The organism is Streptococcus oralis, from assembly GCF_001075675.1.
Classification (GTDB): domain Bacteria; phylum Bacillota; class Bacilli; order Lactobacillales; family Streptococcaceae; genus Streptococcus; species Streptococcus oralis_V.
This window is the reverse complement of the sequence record NZ_JUNW01000003.1, coordinates 47,455-64,054: the sequence shown is the minus strand read 5'-3', so window position 1 is coordinate 64,054 and position 16,600 is coordinate 47,455. Positions and strand designations below refer to the sequence as shown.

Genomic DNA, 16,600 nt, shown 5'->3' with positions numbered 1-16,600 from the left:
CAAGTCATCTTGCAGGATATTTTTGCTATTCTAAACGGCCATCTTCACGATAGGCGATATCTGGTTGCCAGGTCCATTTGGCTCCATACTTTTCAAGTAAGTCAAAGCTAGCTTGTGGTCCCATGCTTCCAGCTTTATAATCGTAGAGTGGTACACCGTTTTCAGCCCAGAGCTCTTCGATACGGTCAATCAATTTCCAAGAAGCACTTACCTCATCCCAGTGGCTAAAATTGGTTGAGTTGTTGTTCAAGACATCGTAGATTAATTTCTCGTATGGATCTGGTGAAGCTCCAGTAGCAGTAGCGTCCGTACGGTAATCCAGAGAGCTTGGTGCCAGATTGAATTCTTCACCGACTTGCTTCCCATTTAGGCTAAGAGAGAATCCTTCAGTTGGTTGGATATAGATGGTCAAGATATTTGGTGCCAATGGCTCTCCGAAGATAGAGTCCATTTGCTTAAAGACGATATTGACATGAGTTCCTTTTTCAGTCAGACGTTTCCCTGTACGGAAGAAGAAGGGAACACCACGGAAACGATCGCTGTCTACAAAGAAGGCACCAGATGCGAAGGTTTCTGTTGTAGATTCAGGATCGACGTTTGGCTCGCTACGATAGGAAATGTATTTCATGCCATCGATTTTACCAGAACGATATTGACCACGGATAAACTGTTCTTTCAATTCTTCCTCAGTTGGATGATAGAGGTTTTTAAAGACCTTTATCTTTTCAGCACGAATCTCATCCTTTGTAAAGCTAGCTGGTTTGTCCATGGCTAGAAGAGAGAGAAGTTGGAGTGTATGGTTTTGCACCATATCACGAAGGGCACCAGATTGATCATAGTAGCCACCGCGTTCTTCAACACCTAGACGCTCTGCAAAGGTAATCTGGACGTTATCAATATGTTTCCGATTCCAAACATTTTCAAAGATCATGTTGGCAAAACGAACAGCAAAGATACTCTGAATCATCTCTTTACCTAGATAATGGTCGATACGGTAGATTTGCTCCTCATCAAAGGCTGCAAGGAGATCTTCATTGAGTTTGCTAGCTGTTTCGTAGTCTGTACCAAATGGTTTCTCAACGATTAAGCGCTCAAAACCTTTGCCATCGACAATGTTTTCAGATTTGAGGTGCTTGGCAATGGTTCCAAAGAACTGAGGTGCCATAGACAAGAAGAAGAGCTTATTGTGTTCAGCTTGGTATTTTTCATTCAGCTCAGCTTGTAATTGGCGCAAAGCAATGTAATGCTCCGTATCATTCACATCATGGCTTTGATAGTAGAAGTGGCTAGCAAATTCCTGGGCTTGCTCGGTACTATCTGCCAAATCAAGGATGGACTCGACAACTACAGATTCAAAATATTCCTTACTCCAAGGTCTACGAGCTGTTCCGATAACAGCAAAATGCTCAGAGAGATTGCCTGATTTATAGAGTCTGAAAAGGGAAGGGTAGAGTTTGCGTTTAGCTAAATCTCCACTCGCACCGAAAATTGTAACAATAACCTTTGATGACATCTAGCTACCTAATTTCTATATTTTTTCCTAGTTGGACTAGGGATGAGATTTCCTCATTACCATAGTTTTTATTTTATCATAATTTTCAAAAAAAACAAAAAATCCAATACGCAATTAAAAAACTGTAAGGAGAACCTTACAGTTTCGTTTTATACGTTTAGGACCTTGTCCAAGAACTCTTTTAGTCGAGGGTGTTGCGGGTTGTCAAAGATTTGATCTGGAGTTCCATCTTCTAAAAATTCACCATCAGCCGTAAAGATAACACGGTTGGCCACCTGACGAGCAAATCCCATCTCGTGGGTTACGATGATCATGGTCATACCTTGTTCCGCCAATTCCTTCATAACATTCAGTACATCTCCGACCATCTCAGGGTCAAGAGCGGAAGTTGGCTCATCAAAGAGCATGATATCAGGATTCATGGCAAGTCCACGAGCGATAGCTACACGCTGTTTCTGACCACCTGAAAGGCTATCTGGGTTGGCATTAGCTTTATCTGCAAGACCGACTTTCTCAAGCAGTTCCATCCCCAATTTTTCAGCTTCTTCTTTGGTCATCCGTTTGTGTTCAATAGGTGCAAAAGTGATGTTATCCAAAACGGACATGTGAGGAAAGAGGTTGAAGTGTTGGAAGACCATTCCCACGTTTTCGCGAACATGGTCAACATTGGTTGACTTTTCAGTCAAATCATAACCATTTACTGTGATGTGGCCACTCGTTACCTCCTCTAGAAGGTTAAGGCTACGTAGGAAAGTGGATTTACCAGAACCGGAAGGACCGATGATACAAACAACATCTCCTTCATAGAATTTAGTCGTAATACCTTTTAAAACTTCGTTTTTTCCATAATACTTATGCAAATCATTTACATCAATTTTTAGTTTTGCCATTAACGAATCCTCTTTTCTAAGCGTTTCGCTAGTCTAGTCAAAAGTGTGATAATTACAAGATAGAAGATAGCAAGGATTGCATACATCTTGAAACTTTGGTAGTTACGGGCGATGATGATCTTACCAGTTTGGAAAAGTTCCACAAGACCGATAGCAGACACGATGGTTGTATCTTTAAGAGCGATAACGAACTGGTTGACGAAGTTTGGCAACATCAATTTAGTCGCTTGTGGCAAGATAATCTTACGCATGGTTTTTCCATAAGAGATACCAAGACTGCGGCTGGCTTCCATTTGCCCAACTGGAACAGCTTGGATCCCACCACGAACAATTTCAGCGATATAAGCTGCCGCATTAAGTGAGAGGGCAATAGTACCAGCTACAAAGTCATTGATTGGACTTTGTTGGCCTGTAATCGACTCGATGAAGTTTGGAATCCCCCAGAAAATGAAGGCTGCAAGAATCATCAAGGGAATACCTCGAATAACGTCAACGAAAATCTCAGAGATCAGACGAAGAGATTTGTATGGGCTAACGCTAAACATACCAAAGATAATCCCGATGACAATGGCAATTGCAAATGAAATAAGCGCAAGAGCAAGAGTGATTCCAAGACCACTAAGAAGTTGTTTGTAGTTGTTTTGAAGCAAGCCCCAGATGGTTGTTTCGTCAACTGTATTTGTAGAAGTAGTTGTTGCTCCACTTGCTAGATACTTGTCGAGAATTTTTTGGAATTCTCCATTAGCTTTGAGGTTGGCAAGTCCTTTATTGAACATCTGGATCAACTCTGGATTGCTACCTTTCTTGACTGCAAAGGCTGTTTCGCCGATTGGAGTTCCAGCGATCGGCGTTTTCAATTTTTGACCTTGGCTGATCGAATATTTGAGAACAGGCTCATCATCCATCACGGCATCGATAGCCCCAGTGTTGAGGCTGTCATACATGGATGCACCATCTGCAAAGGTTTTAATCTTGTAACCATATTTGCTTTGGTTCTCAGTAAGGAATGTTTGAGAAGCCGTCCCGTTTTTAACACCAACTGTCTTATCCTTGAGGTCTTCATAAGAAGCAATTGTGCTTGATTCTTTTACACCGAGAATGGTATTAGCTGTGTAGTAGGAATCAGAGAAGTCAAAGGTAGCTTTACGAGCATCCGTAATAGACATTCCAGCGATGATACCATCTGCTTGTCCTGCTTGAACAGCGCTGATAGCTGCGTCAAATCCAGGATTGGTAATTTCAATCTCAATTCCTTGATCCTTGGCAATAGCCTTGATTAGGTCCATATCAATACCAGTGTACTCGTTGCTTGAATCTTGAAATACGAAGGGAGCAAAAGATGAATCACTGGTAATAACATACTTAGATTTAACTGTGTCAGCTTTTACTACTCCTAGTGAGAAAATGGGAAATAAAATTAGCAAAAATGCTAGGATTTTTTTCTTCATTTTTAGTCTCCTTTCCGAATATTTTCCCATTATAACAGAAAATATTTCAGATGGCAAATTTTAAGGCTTTTTATGTAAGAAGATATGACATAGATTTATAACCTTGATTAATTCATAGATAAAGAATCTGGTGGAATTTATGGTAAAATAGAAGGATAGAAAAATACAGACGAGGCAATCATGATAAATCGAATTACAGATAATAAATTTAAACTAGTATCAAAATATGAACCTTCAGGAGATCAACCCCAAGCGATCGAACAGTTGGTTGATAATATCGAGGGTGGAGAAAAGGCTCAGATTCTGATGGGGGCGACGGGTACAGGGAAGACCTATACCATGAGTCAGGTCATTTCCAAAGTCAATAAACCAACTCTGGTCATTGCTCATAACAAAACTCTTGCTGGTCAGCTCTATGGAGAATTTAAGGAATTTTTCCCTGAAAATGCAGTTGAGTATTTTGTATCTTACTATGATTATTACCAACCCGAGGCCTATGTCCCTTCGAGTGATACTTATATTGAAAAGGATAGCTCGGTCAATGATGAGATTGACAAGCTCCGCCACTCGGCGACTTCAGCTCTTCTGGAGCGTAACGATGTCATCGTTGTGGCTTCAGTCTCTTGTATCTATGGTTTGGGTTCGCCAAAGGAATATTCTGATAGTGTTGTTAGTCTTCGTCCAGGTCTGGAGATTTCTCGTGATAAACTGCTCAATGACTTGGTTGATATCCAGTTTGAACGTAATGACATTGATTTTCAACGGGGAAGATTTCGCGTTCGCGGGGATGTGGTGGAGATTTTCCCAGCTTCTCGTGATGAACACGCTTTTCGAGTAGAGTTTTTCGGGGATGAGATTGACCGTATCCGTGAAGTTGAGGCCTTGACAGGTCAGGTATTGGGAGAAGTGGATCATTTGGCGATTTTCCCTGCTACTCACTTTGTGACCAATGATGACCATATGGAAGTTGCGATTGCCAAGATTCAGGCGGAGTTGGAGGAGCAGTTAGCTGTCTTTGAGAAGGAGGGCAAACTGCTAGAAGCCCAGCGTTTGAAACAACGGACAGAGTACGATATCGAAATGCTGCGTGAGATGGGCTATACTAACGGTGTTGAAAACTACTCTCGTCACATGGATGGACGTAGCGAAGGAGAGCCTCCTTATACGCTTCTTGATTTCTTCCCAGATGATTTCTTGATCATGATTGATGAAAGTCACATGACCATGGGTCAGATCAAGGGTATGTATAATGGTGACCGTTCGCGTAAGGAAATGCTGGTCAATTACGGGTTCCGTTTACCGTCCGCCTTGGACAATCGTCCTCTCCGTCGGGAGGAGTTTGAGAGTCATGTGCATCAGATTGTTTATGTTTCAGCGACACCAGGGGACTATGAAAATGAACAGACCGAGACAGTGGTTGAGCAAATCATTCGTCCGACAGGTCTTTTGGATCCAGAGGTGGAAGTCCGTCCGACTATGGGACAGATTGATGACCTTTTGGGTGAAATCAATGCCCGTGTTGAAAAGAACGAACGAACCTTTATCACTACTTTGACTAAGAAAATGGCAGAGGACTTAACCGACTACTTCAAGGAAATGGGTATCAAGGTCAAGTACATGCACTCGGATATCAAGACCTTGGAACGCACGGAGATTATCCGTGACCTGCGCTTGGGTGTCTTTGATGTCTTGGTTGGAATCAACCTGCTCCGTGAAGGGATTGACGTTCCTGAAGTAAGCCTGGTTGCCATTCTTGATGCTGACAAGGAAGGCTTCCTACGTAACGAACGCGGACTTATCCAGACCATTGGACGTGCTGCTCGTAACAGTGAAGGGCATGTCATCATGTATGCGGATACGATGACCCAGTCTATGCAACGTGCTATCGATGAAACGGCCCGCCGTCGGAAAATCCAGATGGCTTATAATGAAGAACATGGTATCGTACCTCAGACAATCAAAAAAGAAATCCGTGACCTGATTGCTGTAACCAAGGCAGTTGTTAAAGAAGAGGACAAGGAAGTCGATATCAATAGCCTCAATAAACAAGAACGTAAGGAACTCGTCAAAAAACTGGAAAAACAAATGCAAGAAGCTGTCGAAGTGCTTGACTTTGAACTCGCAGCTCAGATTCGTGATATGATGTTGGAAGTAAAGGCGTTGAATTAGATAGGGGAGAACGAATGCCAAATACAGAAAATAATGAGTTTCCATGCTGGGGTCAATATCCAAAAAACGATTCCATATTTAATTATGTTCACACAAAGCTCGATGAAAATATAATTCCTGAGATTCCTGATGAAGATTTTAGAGCACTATCGGATTTTCCTTTGATTTATATTTATATATCCCCTATTCAAAGTGATGGACGAAGGTTTTATTATATAGGTCAGACTATTGATGTGAGTAGGAGAACTAAAGAGCATAGTGAAAAGTTAAAAAAAGAAAATTATGAACGTTTTAAAGAATTTATAAATGGTGAGTATATAGCTTTTTATGGAGAGAATATATCTCAAAACTTAAACTATATTGAAAAACTTTTGATTTTAACTTTTATAGAGGAATTTAATTTTTTAAATTTTGTAAACATGAATAAAGAAGATTGTTACGTTGGTAAATTACTTGCAAACAAAGATAGAGGCAATGAGTCAGGAAAAAATCAATCTTTAAGAGAAAAAGTTGAAAAAAATGTAATCAACAACATTCTGCAATTTTTACAGGAAAATAAATTAATTGATGATAAACCAAATTTAAAGCGAGTAACTTCAAGTTTGTTTGCAGAAAGTCCATTCTTTGAACTTACAAAAAATCAAAATGATATCTTAGAAAAAATTTTAAAGTATCAAACAAAACGTATTCATCTTATTAAAGGAGGAGCTGGAACTGGAAAAACCGTACTATTATTACATCTTATTGCTCGTTTAAAATTAGAAAATAAAGAAAACAAAATTGCAGTTTTTGTAAAAAATACACATAGAATACGCTTTAAAAAGATTTTAACAAGTTACGGATTGAAACCGGACGATAACGATATTGATATAGTCACCTTTAATCAATTAACAGAAACAAAAAAGAAGTATAATTACATTATTATTGATGAAGCACAGAGAACAACCAGATTAATTGAAGGGTTACTTTATCCTACAGGGGCAAAAAATGATACAGATATTCTAAATAAAATTTTTGGAAATGAAAAAGAGTATACTGAAGATGAAATTAAGAGATTAGACTTCCCTTCCGTTTTGCATTATATCAAAAAGAGATTTACTAAATCACATCTAATAATTTCTTATGATGACACCCAACGCTTAAGAAAAGTTGATGGCATTGATATTAAAGAAATATTTTATGATAGTGATAAATATATATATAAAAATATAAATATAAATATAATCATAAATATAAATATAATCATAAATATAATGTTTGTGAACATGAATTAAAAGCACAACTTCGGATTTTAAACGGTAAACCTAAAGATTATTCAAGTAATTTTGTTACTTTTATTAAAGAATTATTAAGTATAGAATCTAATAAGATTTTGAATGATAAATTTATAAAGGATTATAAAAAAAATTAGGAAAAACAGCTTATTTTAAAATTGCAAGAAATATAGAAGAATGGGTGAAATATGTTCCAGATAAGCAGTTTAGATTTCCTGAAAAGAAATCACTTCGTTTGGCTGGGTACTGCAAACCAGTAAAAAAAGCAACTGATTATGAATTCATAAAAATTAATTCCATAGGAGATTCTTTGAAATGGAGTATGGATGGAGAAAATTTTAGAAATTATGCAAATAAATCAATAGAAGTTGGAAATGTTTATGATATTCATGGATTTGATATAGATTTCGCATCTATTTATATTGGCAAAGATATCTATCTAGATGAGACAGAAAAACGTATAAAAGTAAATAAAGATAATTCTTTTGATACTGCTGCTAAAAAAGGGGTGGAAAATATTGATGAGTTTGTTAAAAATGCTTATTATATTTTATTAACAAGAGCAGTATATGGGCAAATGGTTTATATTGAGGATGATAAACTAAGGGAGTTTTTGCTAAAAATATTTTCGGCTGACAAAAGTTAATTGTTTATGAAATAGTATATTGATTTTTAACAAATGCAAGAAGCCGTCGAAGTGCTTGATTTTGAACTGGCAGCTCAGATTCGTGATATGATGTTGGAAGTGAAGGCGTTGGGGTAGGGAAGGAGAAAAATAAATGAACCTAACTATCAAACAAATGGAAACTCCTGAAGAGATAGAAGGTAAATCCTTCGTTCATTGGCAAACGTGGAGAGAGGCTTATGATGACCTTTTACCTGCGAAATTTCAGGAGACGATGACATTAGAAAGATGTCGATTCTTTAGTCAAAAATATCCAGAAAATACATTGATTGCGATGGATGGCATGAAGGTAGTTGGTTTTATCAGTTTTGGAAACTTTCGTGATGAGACTATTCAAGCTGGCGAAATTATTGCCTTATATGTTTTAAAAGATTATTATGGAAAAGGTATTGCTCAGAAGTTAATGAAGGAAGCTCTGACGACTCTTGAACAGTTCTCTGAAATATTTTTATGGGTATTAAAAGAGAATAAGCGAGCCATTGCTTTCTATCAAAAAATGGGTTTTACTTTTGATGGGCAAGAAAAAATACTTGACCTTGGAAAACCTATCACTGAAATTAGAATGGTACGTAAGAAAAATCCTCAAAATCTGAGAGTTAAATACTGGTAGAATTGCGATTTTGTTTTCAGATTACGCAATGAACAAACAATCATGTTTTAGAATATATTTTTAAATAGAGGGAAGTTATTATGAAATTGAAAGAGAAGAATTATAAGAAGTCATCGAGCTTAGATTCTGTTCGTTTTTGGTTACAAGGGCATCGATTTTTCAAATTTATGCTTGATATTACCTTTTATATCAGCTTGTTCCTAGTTATAGAATTTACAACATCACAGAACAAAAGCATTCCAGCTGATTTTCGGTACAGAGAGCTTTTATTTCCCTTGCAATTGAATCTTTTTATCTTGGGTAATAGGTTCTATGCTCTCTTTTTGTCAGTGAAAACTAAAAAAGAAAGGACCCTTAAAAGATTTTGTGAACCCTTTATTTATATCAATATCCTTAGCTTCATTTTTCAACTGATTGGTGTGAGAAAAAGAGGAAGAGTCGTTCTCTCACCTTTGTTTTCACTGGAGTCATCCTATATCTGGTTTCCTATTGTCGTCTACCTTCTAGTCTTGATGTTAACTTTGGCAATCTTCTTTCTCTCTAAAGGTTCAAAAAAAGGAGTAGATGAAAATGAAGATGAGTAGACAAATGAAGTACAAGACAAAAGAAAAGTCTTCTTGGACTAAGAGGATTTTTCTTTGGCTGGAAAGGCACAGAAGGATTGCTCAACTTTTGGATACGAGTGTGTTATTTGGATCTATGTTTGTATCATTTCTTGCCGCCTCTTACATTAGTTATCTATTACCGAACATGAACTATCTTTCCCCCTTAAGCTTCAATCTTATCCTTCTGATCTTATCAACCTATTTCCTTGTCTTTCGTTTTAGTAGTGAAAAACTTCAGAAATGGCGTTACTTTTCATGGGGATTTATTGGGTTCAATGGTCTTCTTTTTCCCTTTCATCTCTTGGTAGGTCTGAATTGGCTAGGACGTCGTAAGTCAACGAATTTCCCTCCCATAATTTCTATGGATCCAGCCTATGTCTGGGTTCCTATTGTAAGTTATCTATTTTTCTTTTTCTTGGGGCTGGGCATTCTGCTTTTGATTATACGGATAGAAAAGAGAAGAAGGAGGCGCAAATGGAACGAAAGATTAAGAAACCAAAGAAGATCAAACAACAGAACAGACAAATGAGAAAAATCCAGAAAAAGTATTCTTTGATAGCTCACGTCCACTTGTGGCAGGAAAGACATTCAAAGATTGCTTCTTTTATGGATGGTGGTATAATATTATTATTTATTTTTGGTATCATGTATGTATTGTTCGGGACGTCACTTATCCCGAAACCATATCAAGAAATGTCCTATCTCTTGCCAATTATTATGAATTTTGTCTTTTTGGTGCACACACTCTATCAAGGTATTTTTAGAGATGGTTTTAGCAATAAGGCTTCAGTACAAGGATTTTTAAAAACTTTTCTATTCATAAACGGACCTATTTTTCTACTCCATTTAATTGTTGGTGTGAAAGGGAGAAATGTTAAAAAAATTCCTTCCCTATTATCTATCGATTATCGCTACATCTGGCTTCCAATTACTACCTATCTAATCTTTTTCATCATTCCAGCGATATTGATGGTGATTTTGAAATATAAGGACAAAAAGAGGAAAAATCATGACAAAAGAAAATCTAACTAAGTTATTTTCATTTAAAACTCTCTATTTGGCTTTGCTAGCTTTTGTGATTCTTCATTTGGTACTGTTAGTTTTTGGCCTATCCTTTACTCCAGTTTTGTGGAATAGTTGGTTTTTTATTCTTTGTTTAACCTTCCTAATCCACCCCTGGAGAATCTTTTATAGAATAAGAGATTTTCAATGGTATCACCTTATTTTTCAAATATTTAGTGGATTGGTGACATTTTACCTTTGGTTTGCAGTATTCTTTGTTTTATCAGTTATCTCGGATCCAGCCGTCCCAATCAATATAGACTATCGCATAGAAGATAAGGAAATCATCATTGTTAAAGGTTTTGTGGTCCATAGTACCTATGAACATCATGAATTGATCAATCCCTTTATCATGAAGGCAGAAGTAAAATACAACGAAGATACATTTTAATAACTTAGAAAGCGAGCAAATCTATGTCCCGTGCCCAAGCAACTATTTTAACCAACATCTGTCTGATTGAAGACCTCGAAACCCAGCGCGTGGTGATGCAGTATCGTTCACCCGAAAACAATCGCTGGTCTGGCTATGCCTTTCCAGGAGGACATGTTGAGAATGGCGAGGCCTTTGCTGAGTCTGTCATTCGTGAGATTTATGAAGAAACAGGTCTAACCATTCAGAATCCCCAACTAGTCGGCATTAAAAACTGGCCCTTAGATACAGGTGGGCGCTACATCGTCGTTTGCTATAAAGCGACAGAGTTTACTGGAAATCTCCAATCCTCAGAAGAAGGAGAAGTATCTTGGGTACAAAAAGACCAGATTCCTAACTTGGATCTGGCCTATGATATGTTACCTTTGATGGAAATGATGGAAGCACCTGACAAGTCTGAGTTCTTCTATCGCCACCGTACAGATGATGGCTGGGAGAAAGAAATTTTCTAGTCTTTTACTAAATAACCTAACTGATCCAAGGTCTCCTCGATATAGTGGAGGTCTTGTTGTGTCTCGGCTTCAACAAGGTGGTAATGGATGCCGTCTGTCAATTCAGAAAGGGGTCTAAAGTCTGAATTCTCGACTTGTTCCAGAAAGTGCTGGACATCTCGGCGGCAGGTGAGTTTGAGTAGGGTTTCAATTTCGCCATAAACGGGATGATCGATTAAGATATTTTGAACGCGTCCGCCATTATCTACAATAGCTAGAAGTTCCTGACCGATTTCTTCCAGTTCATGTTTCACTTTAAAGAGTTTGTGAACGTAAGGGCTGACATTGTTTTCTTTATAGATATAACCACGATTGGTGGATAGGATAGGAGCTCCATCTGCTCGGAGAATAGCGATGTCCTGTACAATGACCTGGCGCGTAACATGGAAGTGTTCAGCCAAGGTTTGGCCATTGAGGGCTTTTGGTGCCTCTTTTAACAGTTTGAGAAGAGCTTGTTTGCGATCCTTTGTCATAGTTTTTCCTTTTAGCGACGTTTTCGAAGCACTTTAAAGACAGCTAGTGCTAAGGTATAGTCTACCATACTATGGATAATTGTACCAAAACCAACTAGAACAAAGAGAACATAAAACATATTTTCAACATTTGTCCCTGAAGTAGCATAGAAGATGATACAAGCTATTACTTCAGCTATAGCATGAACAACACCCAAAACAAAGTTAAAAATCCAAGATGTCTTTGGTTTATCCAAGGTTTCAGGGAATTTCTTTAAGTACAAAGCCCCCAAAATACCAAAAACGATGTGAGAGAAGGCGCGCAGGACGATAACCATGGGATAGCCTGCCATCAGGAAGCCAAGACTAGAAGCAATAATCACAAAAGCAGCCATCAAAGGCGAAAGAAACATGGCGATAAAGATGGGGATATGACTTCCCAATGTGTAAGAAGCCGGTGGGATAACGATTTTAAAAGGCATAATGATTGGAATCAAAATCGCTATTGCAGTGAGTAGGGCAGTCATGGTCATAAACTGCGTTTTTTTTCGTATATCCATAAGAACCTCCATTTATCTGTATATACATAAGTATAGTATAATAAATAGTCAGCCAAGTCAAGGTCCAATATTGATTTTTAAGACATATTTGGTTAAAATGTGGTAAAGAATTTTTGATTTAGGAGAGGATGTCATGATACTTGTTGTTTATCTAGTTGTGATAATCGTGATGATGTCAAAGCAGAGAAAAGAAGGGAAAGTTGTCTCAGGTTGGACTCGTTTTATAGTTTATAGTTTATTGGTCCTTTCGTTAATCTCTTTATTAGCAGGCACCCTGGCTCTTTCACTTTTTAGCCTTTTCTTATTAGGTATTCTCTTGATGGCTGCTATTATGGAAATAGCCTATTTGGTCAGAATGGTGATTGCTTTTGGTTTGATTTTATTGTCACTAACTCTATACTTGGATAGTCAGAAAAGTCAGCAACCTATACGGCTTTCGCATCAATTCCTGCTCTTTGGATTTCACATTTTTTTGATTATTCTCATGCTTAAAATGTGAAAACTCCACTTTCAGTATGAAAGTGGAGTTGTTTTATTTTTTCAAGGTTTGTAAACGGGGGACAATTGCTACTGTTAGAACTGCAGAGATGACAAGCTCAGCAATTGAGTTGGTTGAAATAACAGTTGCAAGGAGTTTTTGGATATTTCCATCGAAGACACTTCCAAAAAGGAAGAAGATTCCCCCAAGTACAAAGACTGTATTTGTAAGTGAACCGAGAGCTCCGGCAATGATGAGACCCGTTCTGTTTTTCAATAATTTATAAACTAGATAAGGTGTCAGACCAATCAAAATACGAGGAAGGATAGCAATCATTGCTGAATAGATGTTTCCATTTGGTACAAAAGGTGAGAATAGGTAGCTGGTTGGAAGGATTGTAATCGTGTTAACTGTCAAGCTGAGTAGCCCCATCAAGAAACCGAGTGTAACACCAACTCGTGGGCCGTAAATAATACTTGCAATAATAACAGGAATATGCACGATAGTTGGTTTAATTGGGAATGGGAATAGATTAAATAAGAGTGAGCTCAGAAAGTGAATGACCAACATGGTCGCAAAAAAGATAGCAATCGGTGCAATGTTAGAGCGTTTGTTCATCGAGGGTTTCCTTTATTCTTTCTAAAATAGTATTCAGGTCAGCTAGGGCGCCTTTGCCGTGATCGCCGCAGGCTAGTAGAGATTCTTTTGGAGAGATGATCTGATAACCATAGGTCTCTAATGTTTTTAGATTAGCCTGAGTTGCCGGATGGTCATACATCTTTGTATTCATGGCTGGTGCAACTAACTTTTTGACGTGGTCTGGCAAGGCAAGTGCTGTACTTGTCACCATGTTGTCAGCAAATCCATGGGCTAACTTTGCTATGGTATTAGCAGTAGCTGGGGCTACAATAAAAAGGTCGGTCCTTTTGCCTAGTTCGATATGATTGACTTGATCAGGATAAGGTTCCTTCATGACATCAAGATGGACAGGATTTTGAGAGAGGACCTGTAGTGTCAACGGTTGGATAAACTCTCTCGCTGCCTCAGTCATTAATACAGTGACATCATGGCCTTGTTTTTTCAAGGAACTGACTAGATCAGCTGCTTTATAGGAGGCAATGGAACCTGTCACTGCGATGAGAATATTTGCCATGGCTTTCCTTTCTTTCTATGAATTGTATGTTTGAATTTTTTCAAGTAGAAGACTTGCAATTTCCTCTTTGGTTTGAACGGTTTGGAGTTGCTCTTCCTCAACAAAGATTGCATGATGCTGATTTGCTGAGATTTGAGTAAGATCATTTGCTATGATTAAGTCAGCTTGGTTCTTGACAAGACTCTGTCTAGCAACATCAATAAGATGATCTTCAGTAACATCAACCAACAGTTTGAAACCAATCAGATGAATGGCAGGATTCCATTCTTTGACCAGAGAGATGATTTTGGGTGTTTTTTTCAGGAATAAGACCTGAACCTCATCAGTTGAAGAAATCTTAGTTTGATGATTCTGCTTGCTTAAAAATTCTTCTAGATTGGAGCTAGCCTGAACTTCTTCAAGCCCCGTCATATAAACAGGTGTGTAGTCAGACACAGCCATTGAGTGGATTAAGACCTGATATTCCTTAACAAGTTCTTGCATCACAACTAGAAGGTCGTTGGTATTATCAATTTCTCGAATGCTTAGGTTGGGATGAGCTTCTGGCTTCAGAGCTCGTTTTGTCGTTATTAAACAAACTTCATGCCCCGCAGCAAGCAAGGTTTCTGTGATGATTTTCCCCAAGCGACCTGTAGAATGGTTAGTAATAGAGCGGACACTATCAATAGCTTCACTGGTACCGCCCGATGTGACTAAAATTTTCATAGCACTATTGTACACAAAAATAAACAGTAAGTAAAATGAAAGCGATAAAATTTTGCTAAAACAAAGCAACACTATAGTTTATAACTATAAAGCCATATAAAATTTTTCAAAGGGCACTAAAAATCTTGAAATTCAGGATATTTACGAACGTTTAGAGAGTTTATGGATGTTAAAAATCTTGTTTTGTGTTATAATAAATTATCAAATTAGAGGTTAGAGGAGTTTTGAATGAAAACAGATATTGAAATAGCACAGAGTATTGAGTTGAAACCAATCGTTGATGTTGTTGAGAAACTTGGTATTTCTTACGACGATTTGGAATTGTACGGGAAGTATAAGGCTAAACTCAGCTTTGATAAAATTCGTGCAGTTGAGAGCAATCCAGTTGGGAAATTGATCTTGGTTACTGCCATCAATCCAACACCAGCAGGTGAAGGAAAATCAACCATTACCATTGGTCTGGCAGACGCCTTGAACAAAATCGGCAAGAAAACTATGATTGCCATCCGCGAACCGTCTCTTGGCCCAGTCATGGGGATTAAGGGTGGTGCAGCCGGTGGTGGTTATGCCCAAGTGTTGCCAATGGAGGACATCAACCTTCACTTTACCGGGGATATGCATGCCATTACAACAGCCAACAATGCTCTTTCAGCCTTGATTGACAACCACTTACACCAAGGAAATGAGCTGGGAATCGACCAACGTCGTATTCTTTGGAAACGTGTTGTGGACTTGAATGACCGTGCCCTTCGTCATGTGACCGTTGGACTTGGTGGTCCTCTAAATGGTATTCCTCGTGAGGATGGCTTTGATATTACCGTTGCTTCAGAAATCATGGCCATTCTTTGCTTGGCGACTGATATTGAAGATTTGAAAAAGCGCTTGGCTAGCATCGTTATTGGCTATCGCTATGACCGTACACCAGTTACTGTTGGTGATTTACAGGTTGAGGGAGCATTAGCATTGATTTTGAAAGATGCTATCAAACCGAACTTGGTTCAGACAATTTACGGTACACCTGCCTTTGTACACGGTGGTCCATTTGCCAATATCGCTCATGGATGTAACTCTGTTTTGGCAACAAGCACAGCCCTTCGCTTGGCGGATTATACTGTTACTGAAGCTGGTTTTGGTGCAGACCTTGGTGCTGAGAAATTCCTTGATATCAAGACACCAAACTTGCCAACATCTCCAGATGCAGTTGTCATCGTCGCTACCCTTCGTGCCCTTAAGATGAATGGTGGTGTAGCTAAGGATGCTCTTACAGAGGAAAATGTGGAGGCAGTTCGTGCAGGCTTTGCTAACTTGAAACGCCACGTTGAGAACATCCGTAAGTTTGGTATTCCAGCAGTTGTTGCTATTAATGAATTTGTCACTGATACAGAAGCTGAAATTGCAGCTTTGAAGGAACTTTGTGCCTCAATCGATGTGCCAGTTGAACTAGCAAGTGTCTGGGCTGATGGCGCAGAAGGTGGCGTAGCACTTGCCGAAACGCTTGTCAAGACTATCTCTGAAAATCCAGCCAACTACACTCGTCTTTATGACAATAACCTTTCTGTCCAAGAAAAGATTGAAAAGATTGTCACTGAAATCTATCGTGGTAGCAAAGTGAACTTTGAGAAGAAAGCCCAAACGCAAATCGCTCAAATCGTTCAAAACGGATGGGACAAATTGCCAATCTGTATGGCTAAAACTCAGTACAGTTTCTCTGATAATCCAAATGCACTTGGAGCTCCAGAAAACTTTGAAATTACCATCCGTGAATTGGTACCAAAATTAGGTGCAGGCTTCATCGTTGCCCTAACTGGTGATGTTATGACCATGCCAGGACTTCCAAAACGTCCAGCCGCTCTTAATATGGATGTTGAAAGCGACGGAACCGTTCTAGGCTTGTTCTAGTAAATTGCAATTGATTTAAATGAGTTTGGAAAACCTATCCAATCTCATTTTTTTATCTAGATTTAAGGAGTTGTCTTCAGCTGATAATAGAGTTACTTTCTAGACGCAACCAGTCTAGGTAAAGATATTTTCCCTAATTTCTGATATAATAGAAACATTGACTTCAAGAGTAAGGA

17 protein-coding genes and 2 pseudogenes are annotated in these 16,600 nt (G+C 38.5%); 11 read left to right on the top strand and 8 right to left on the bottom strand.

Annotation, left to right across the window (positions count from 1 at the left end):
• Positions 1 to 25: 25 nt before the first annotated feature.
• From zwf to ADM50_RS00420, 3 genes are all read right to left on the bottom strand, one after another.
• A complete protein-coding gene (zwf, locus tag ADM50_RS00430; protein WP_049484146.1) occupies positions 26 to 1,513 on the bottom strand; it encodes a glucose-6-phosphate dehydrogenase in 1,488 nt (495 codons plus the stop codon).
• 149 nt (positions 1,514 to 1,662) lie between these two features.
• On the bottom strand, positions 1,663 to 2,403 hold the full coding sequence (locus tag ADM50_RS00425) for an amino acid ABC transporter ATP-binding protein (protein WP_049484145.1): 741 nt from the start codon (positions 2,401 to 2,403) through the stop codon (positions 1,663 to 1,665).
• Positions 2,403 to 3,851 (bottom strand): amino acid ABC transporter substrate-binding protein/permease, encoded by a 1,449-nt coding sequence (locus ADM50_RS00420; RefSeq protein WP_080983040.1) that lies wholly within the window; start codon positions 3,849 to 3,851, stop codon positions 2,403 to 2,405. The genes ADM50_RS00425 and ADM50_RS00420 overlap by 1 nt, the downstream gene beginning before the upstream one ends.
• A gap of 180 nt (positions 3,852 to 4,031) precedes the next feature.
• Between ADM50_RS00420 and uvrB the strand changes: the two genes are divergently transcribed.
• The 9 genes and pseudogenes from uvrB (at position 4,032) to ADM50_RS00370 (ending at position 11,138) form a co-directional block, all read left to right on the top strand.
• Positions 4,032 to 6,020, top strand: a complete 1,989-nt coding sequence (uvrB, locus tag ADM50_RS00415) for an excinuclease ABC subunit UvrB (protein WP_049484144.1) — start codon at positions 4,032 to 4,034, stop codon at positions 6,018 to 6,020.
• Positions 6,021 to 6,034: 14 nt separating this feature from the next.
• Positions 6,035 to 7,294, top strand: coding sequence for a DNA/RNA helicase domain-containing protein (locus ADM50_RS00410; RefSeq protein ID WP_049484143.1), 1,260 nt, complete (start codon positions 6,035 to 6,037; stop codon positions 7,292 to 7,294).
• Between the two features lie 157 nt (positions 7,295 to 7,451).
• Positions 7,452 to 7,940: a DNA/RNA helicase domain-containing protein gene (locus tag ADM50_RS00405; RefSeq protein ID WP_080983039.1), complete on the top strand. Its 489-nt coding sequence runs from the start codon at positions 7,452 to 7,454 to the stop codon at positions 7,938 to 7,940.
• 30 nt (positions 7,941 to 7,970) lie between these two features.
• Positions 7,971 to 8,057: pseudogene (locus tag ADM50_RS09765) on the top strand (UvrB/UvrC motif-containing protein); the annotation flags it as partial.
• Between the two features lie 16 nt (positions 8,058 to 8,073).
• Positions 8,074 to 8,579, top strand: a pseudogene (locus ADM50_RS00395) (GNAT family N-acetyltransferase).
• 90 nt (positions 8,580 to 8,669) lie between these two features.
• Positions 8,670 to 9,173, top strand: coding sequence for a hypothetical protein (locus tag ADM50_RS09600; RefSeq protein ID WP_049484139.1), 504 nt, complete (start codon positions 8,670 to 8,672; stop codon positions 9,171 to 9,173).
• A gap of 495 nt (positions 9,174 to 9,668) precedes the next feature.
• The gene (locus tag ADM50_RS00380) at positions 9,669 to 10,226 is read left to right on the top strand and encodes a hypothetical protein (RefSeq protein ID WP_049484137.1); all 558 of its coding nucleotides are present in this window, start codon (positions 9,669 to 9,671) and stop codon (positions 10,224 to 10,226) included.
• Complete coding sequence (locus tag ADM50_RS00375) at positions 10,204 to 10,647, top strand: hypothetical protein (RefSeq protein WP_049484136.1); 444 nt, start codon at positions 10,204 to 10,206, stop codon at positions 10,645 to 10,647. Before ADM50_RS00380 ends, ADM50_RS00375 begins: the two co-directional genes overlap by 23 nt.
• A 23-nt stretch (positions 10,648 to 10,670) precedes the next feature.
• Entirely contained in the window at positions 10,671 to 11,138 is a 468-nt protein-coding gene (locus ADM50_RS00370) for an 8-oxo-dGTP diphosphatase (protein ID WP_049484135.1), read from the top strand.
• Here ADM50_RS00370 and ADM50_RS00365 read toward each other — a convergent pair.
• Together ADM50_RS00365 and ADM50_RS00360 are read right to left on the bottom strand one after the other, a co-directional pair.
• The gene (locus ADM50_RS00365; protein WP_049484134.1) at positions 11,135 to 11,650 is read right to left on the bottom strand and encodes a transcription repressor NadR; all 516 of its coding nucleotides are present in this window, start codon (positions 11,648 to 11,650) and stop codon (positions 11,135 to 11,137) included. The genes ADM50_RS00370 and ADM50_RS00365 overlap by 4 nt on opposite strands.
• Positions 11,651 to 11,661: 11 nt before the next feature.
• Positions 11,662 to 12,189: an ECF transporter S component gene (locus ADM50_RS00360; RefSeq protein WP_049484133.1), complete on the bottom strand. Its 528-nt coding sequence runs from the start codon at positions 12,187 to 12,189 to the stop codon at positions 11,662 to 11,664.
• Positions 12,190 to 12,322: 133 nt separating this feature from the next.
• On the opposite strand from ADM50_RS00360, the gene ADM50_RS00355 reads away from it, so the two are divergent.
• A complete protein-coding gene (locus ADM50_RS00355) occupies positions 12,323 to 12,688 on the top strand; it encodes a hypothetical protein (RefSeq protein WP_049484132.1) in 366 nt (121 codons plus the stop codon).
• 33 nt (positions 12,689 to 12,721) lie between these two features.
• Here ADM50_RS00355 and ADM50_RS00350 read toward each other — a convergent pair whose 3' ends face one another.
• Genes ADM50_RS00350 through coaB form a run of 3 tightly spaced genes read right to left on the bottom strand, consistent with a single transcriptional unit; the run spans position 12,722 to position 14,525 of the window.
• A complete protein-coding gene (locus ADM50_RS00350) occupies positions 12,722 to 13,285 on the bottom strand; it encodes an ECF transporter S component (protein WP_049484131.1) in 564 nt (187 codons plus the stop codon).
• Complete coding sequence (coaC, locus tag ADM50_RS00345) at positions 13,269 to 13,820, bottom strand: phosphopantothenoylcysteine decarboxylase (RefSeq protein WP_049484130.1); 552 nt, start codon at positions 13,818 to 13,820, stop codon at positions 13,269 to 13,271. Before coaC ends, ADM50_RS00350 begins: the two co-directional genes overlap by 17 nt.
• A gap of 15 nt (positions 13,821 to 13,835) precedes the next feature.
• Positions 13,836 to 14,525, bottom strand: coding sequence for a phosphopantothenate--cysteine ligase (gene coaB / locus ADM50_RS00340; protein WP_049484129.1), 690 nt, complete (start codon positions 14,523 to 14,525; stop codon positions 13,836 to 13,838).
• Between the two features lie 228 nt (positions 14,526 to 14,753).
• On the opposite strand from coaB, the gene ADM50_RS00335 reads away from it, so the two are divergent.
• Positions 14,754 to 16,424, top strand: a complete 1,671-nt coding sequence (locus ADM50_RS00335) for a formate--tetrahydrofolate ligase (protein WP_049484128.1) — start codon at positions 14,754 to 14,756, stop codon at positions 16,422 to 16,424.
• Positions 16,425 to 16,600 lie beyond the last annotated feature (176 nt).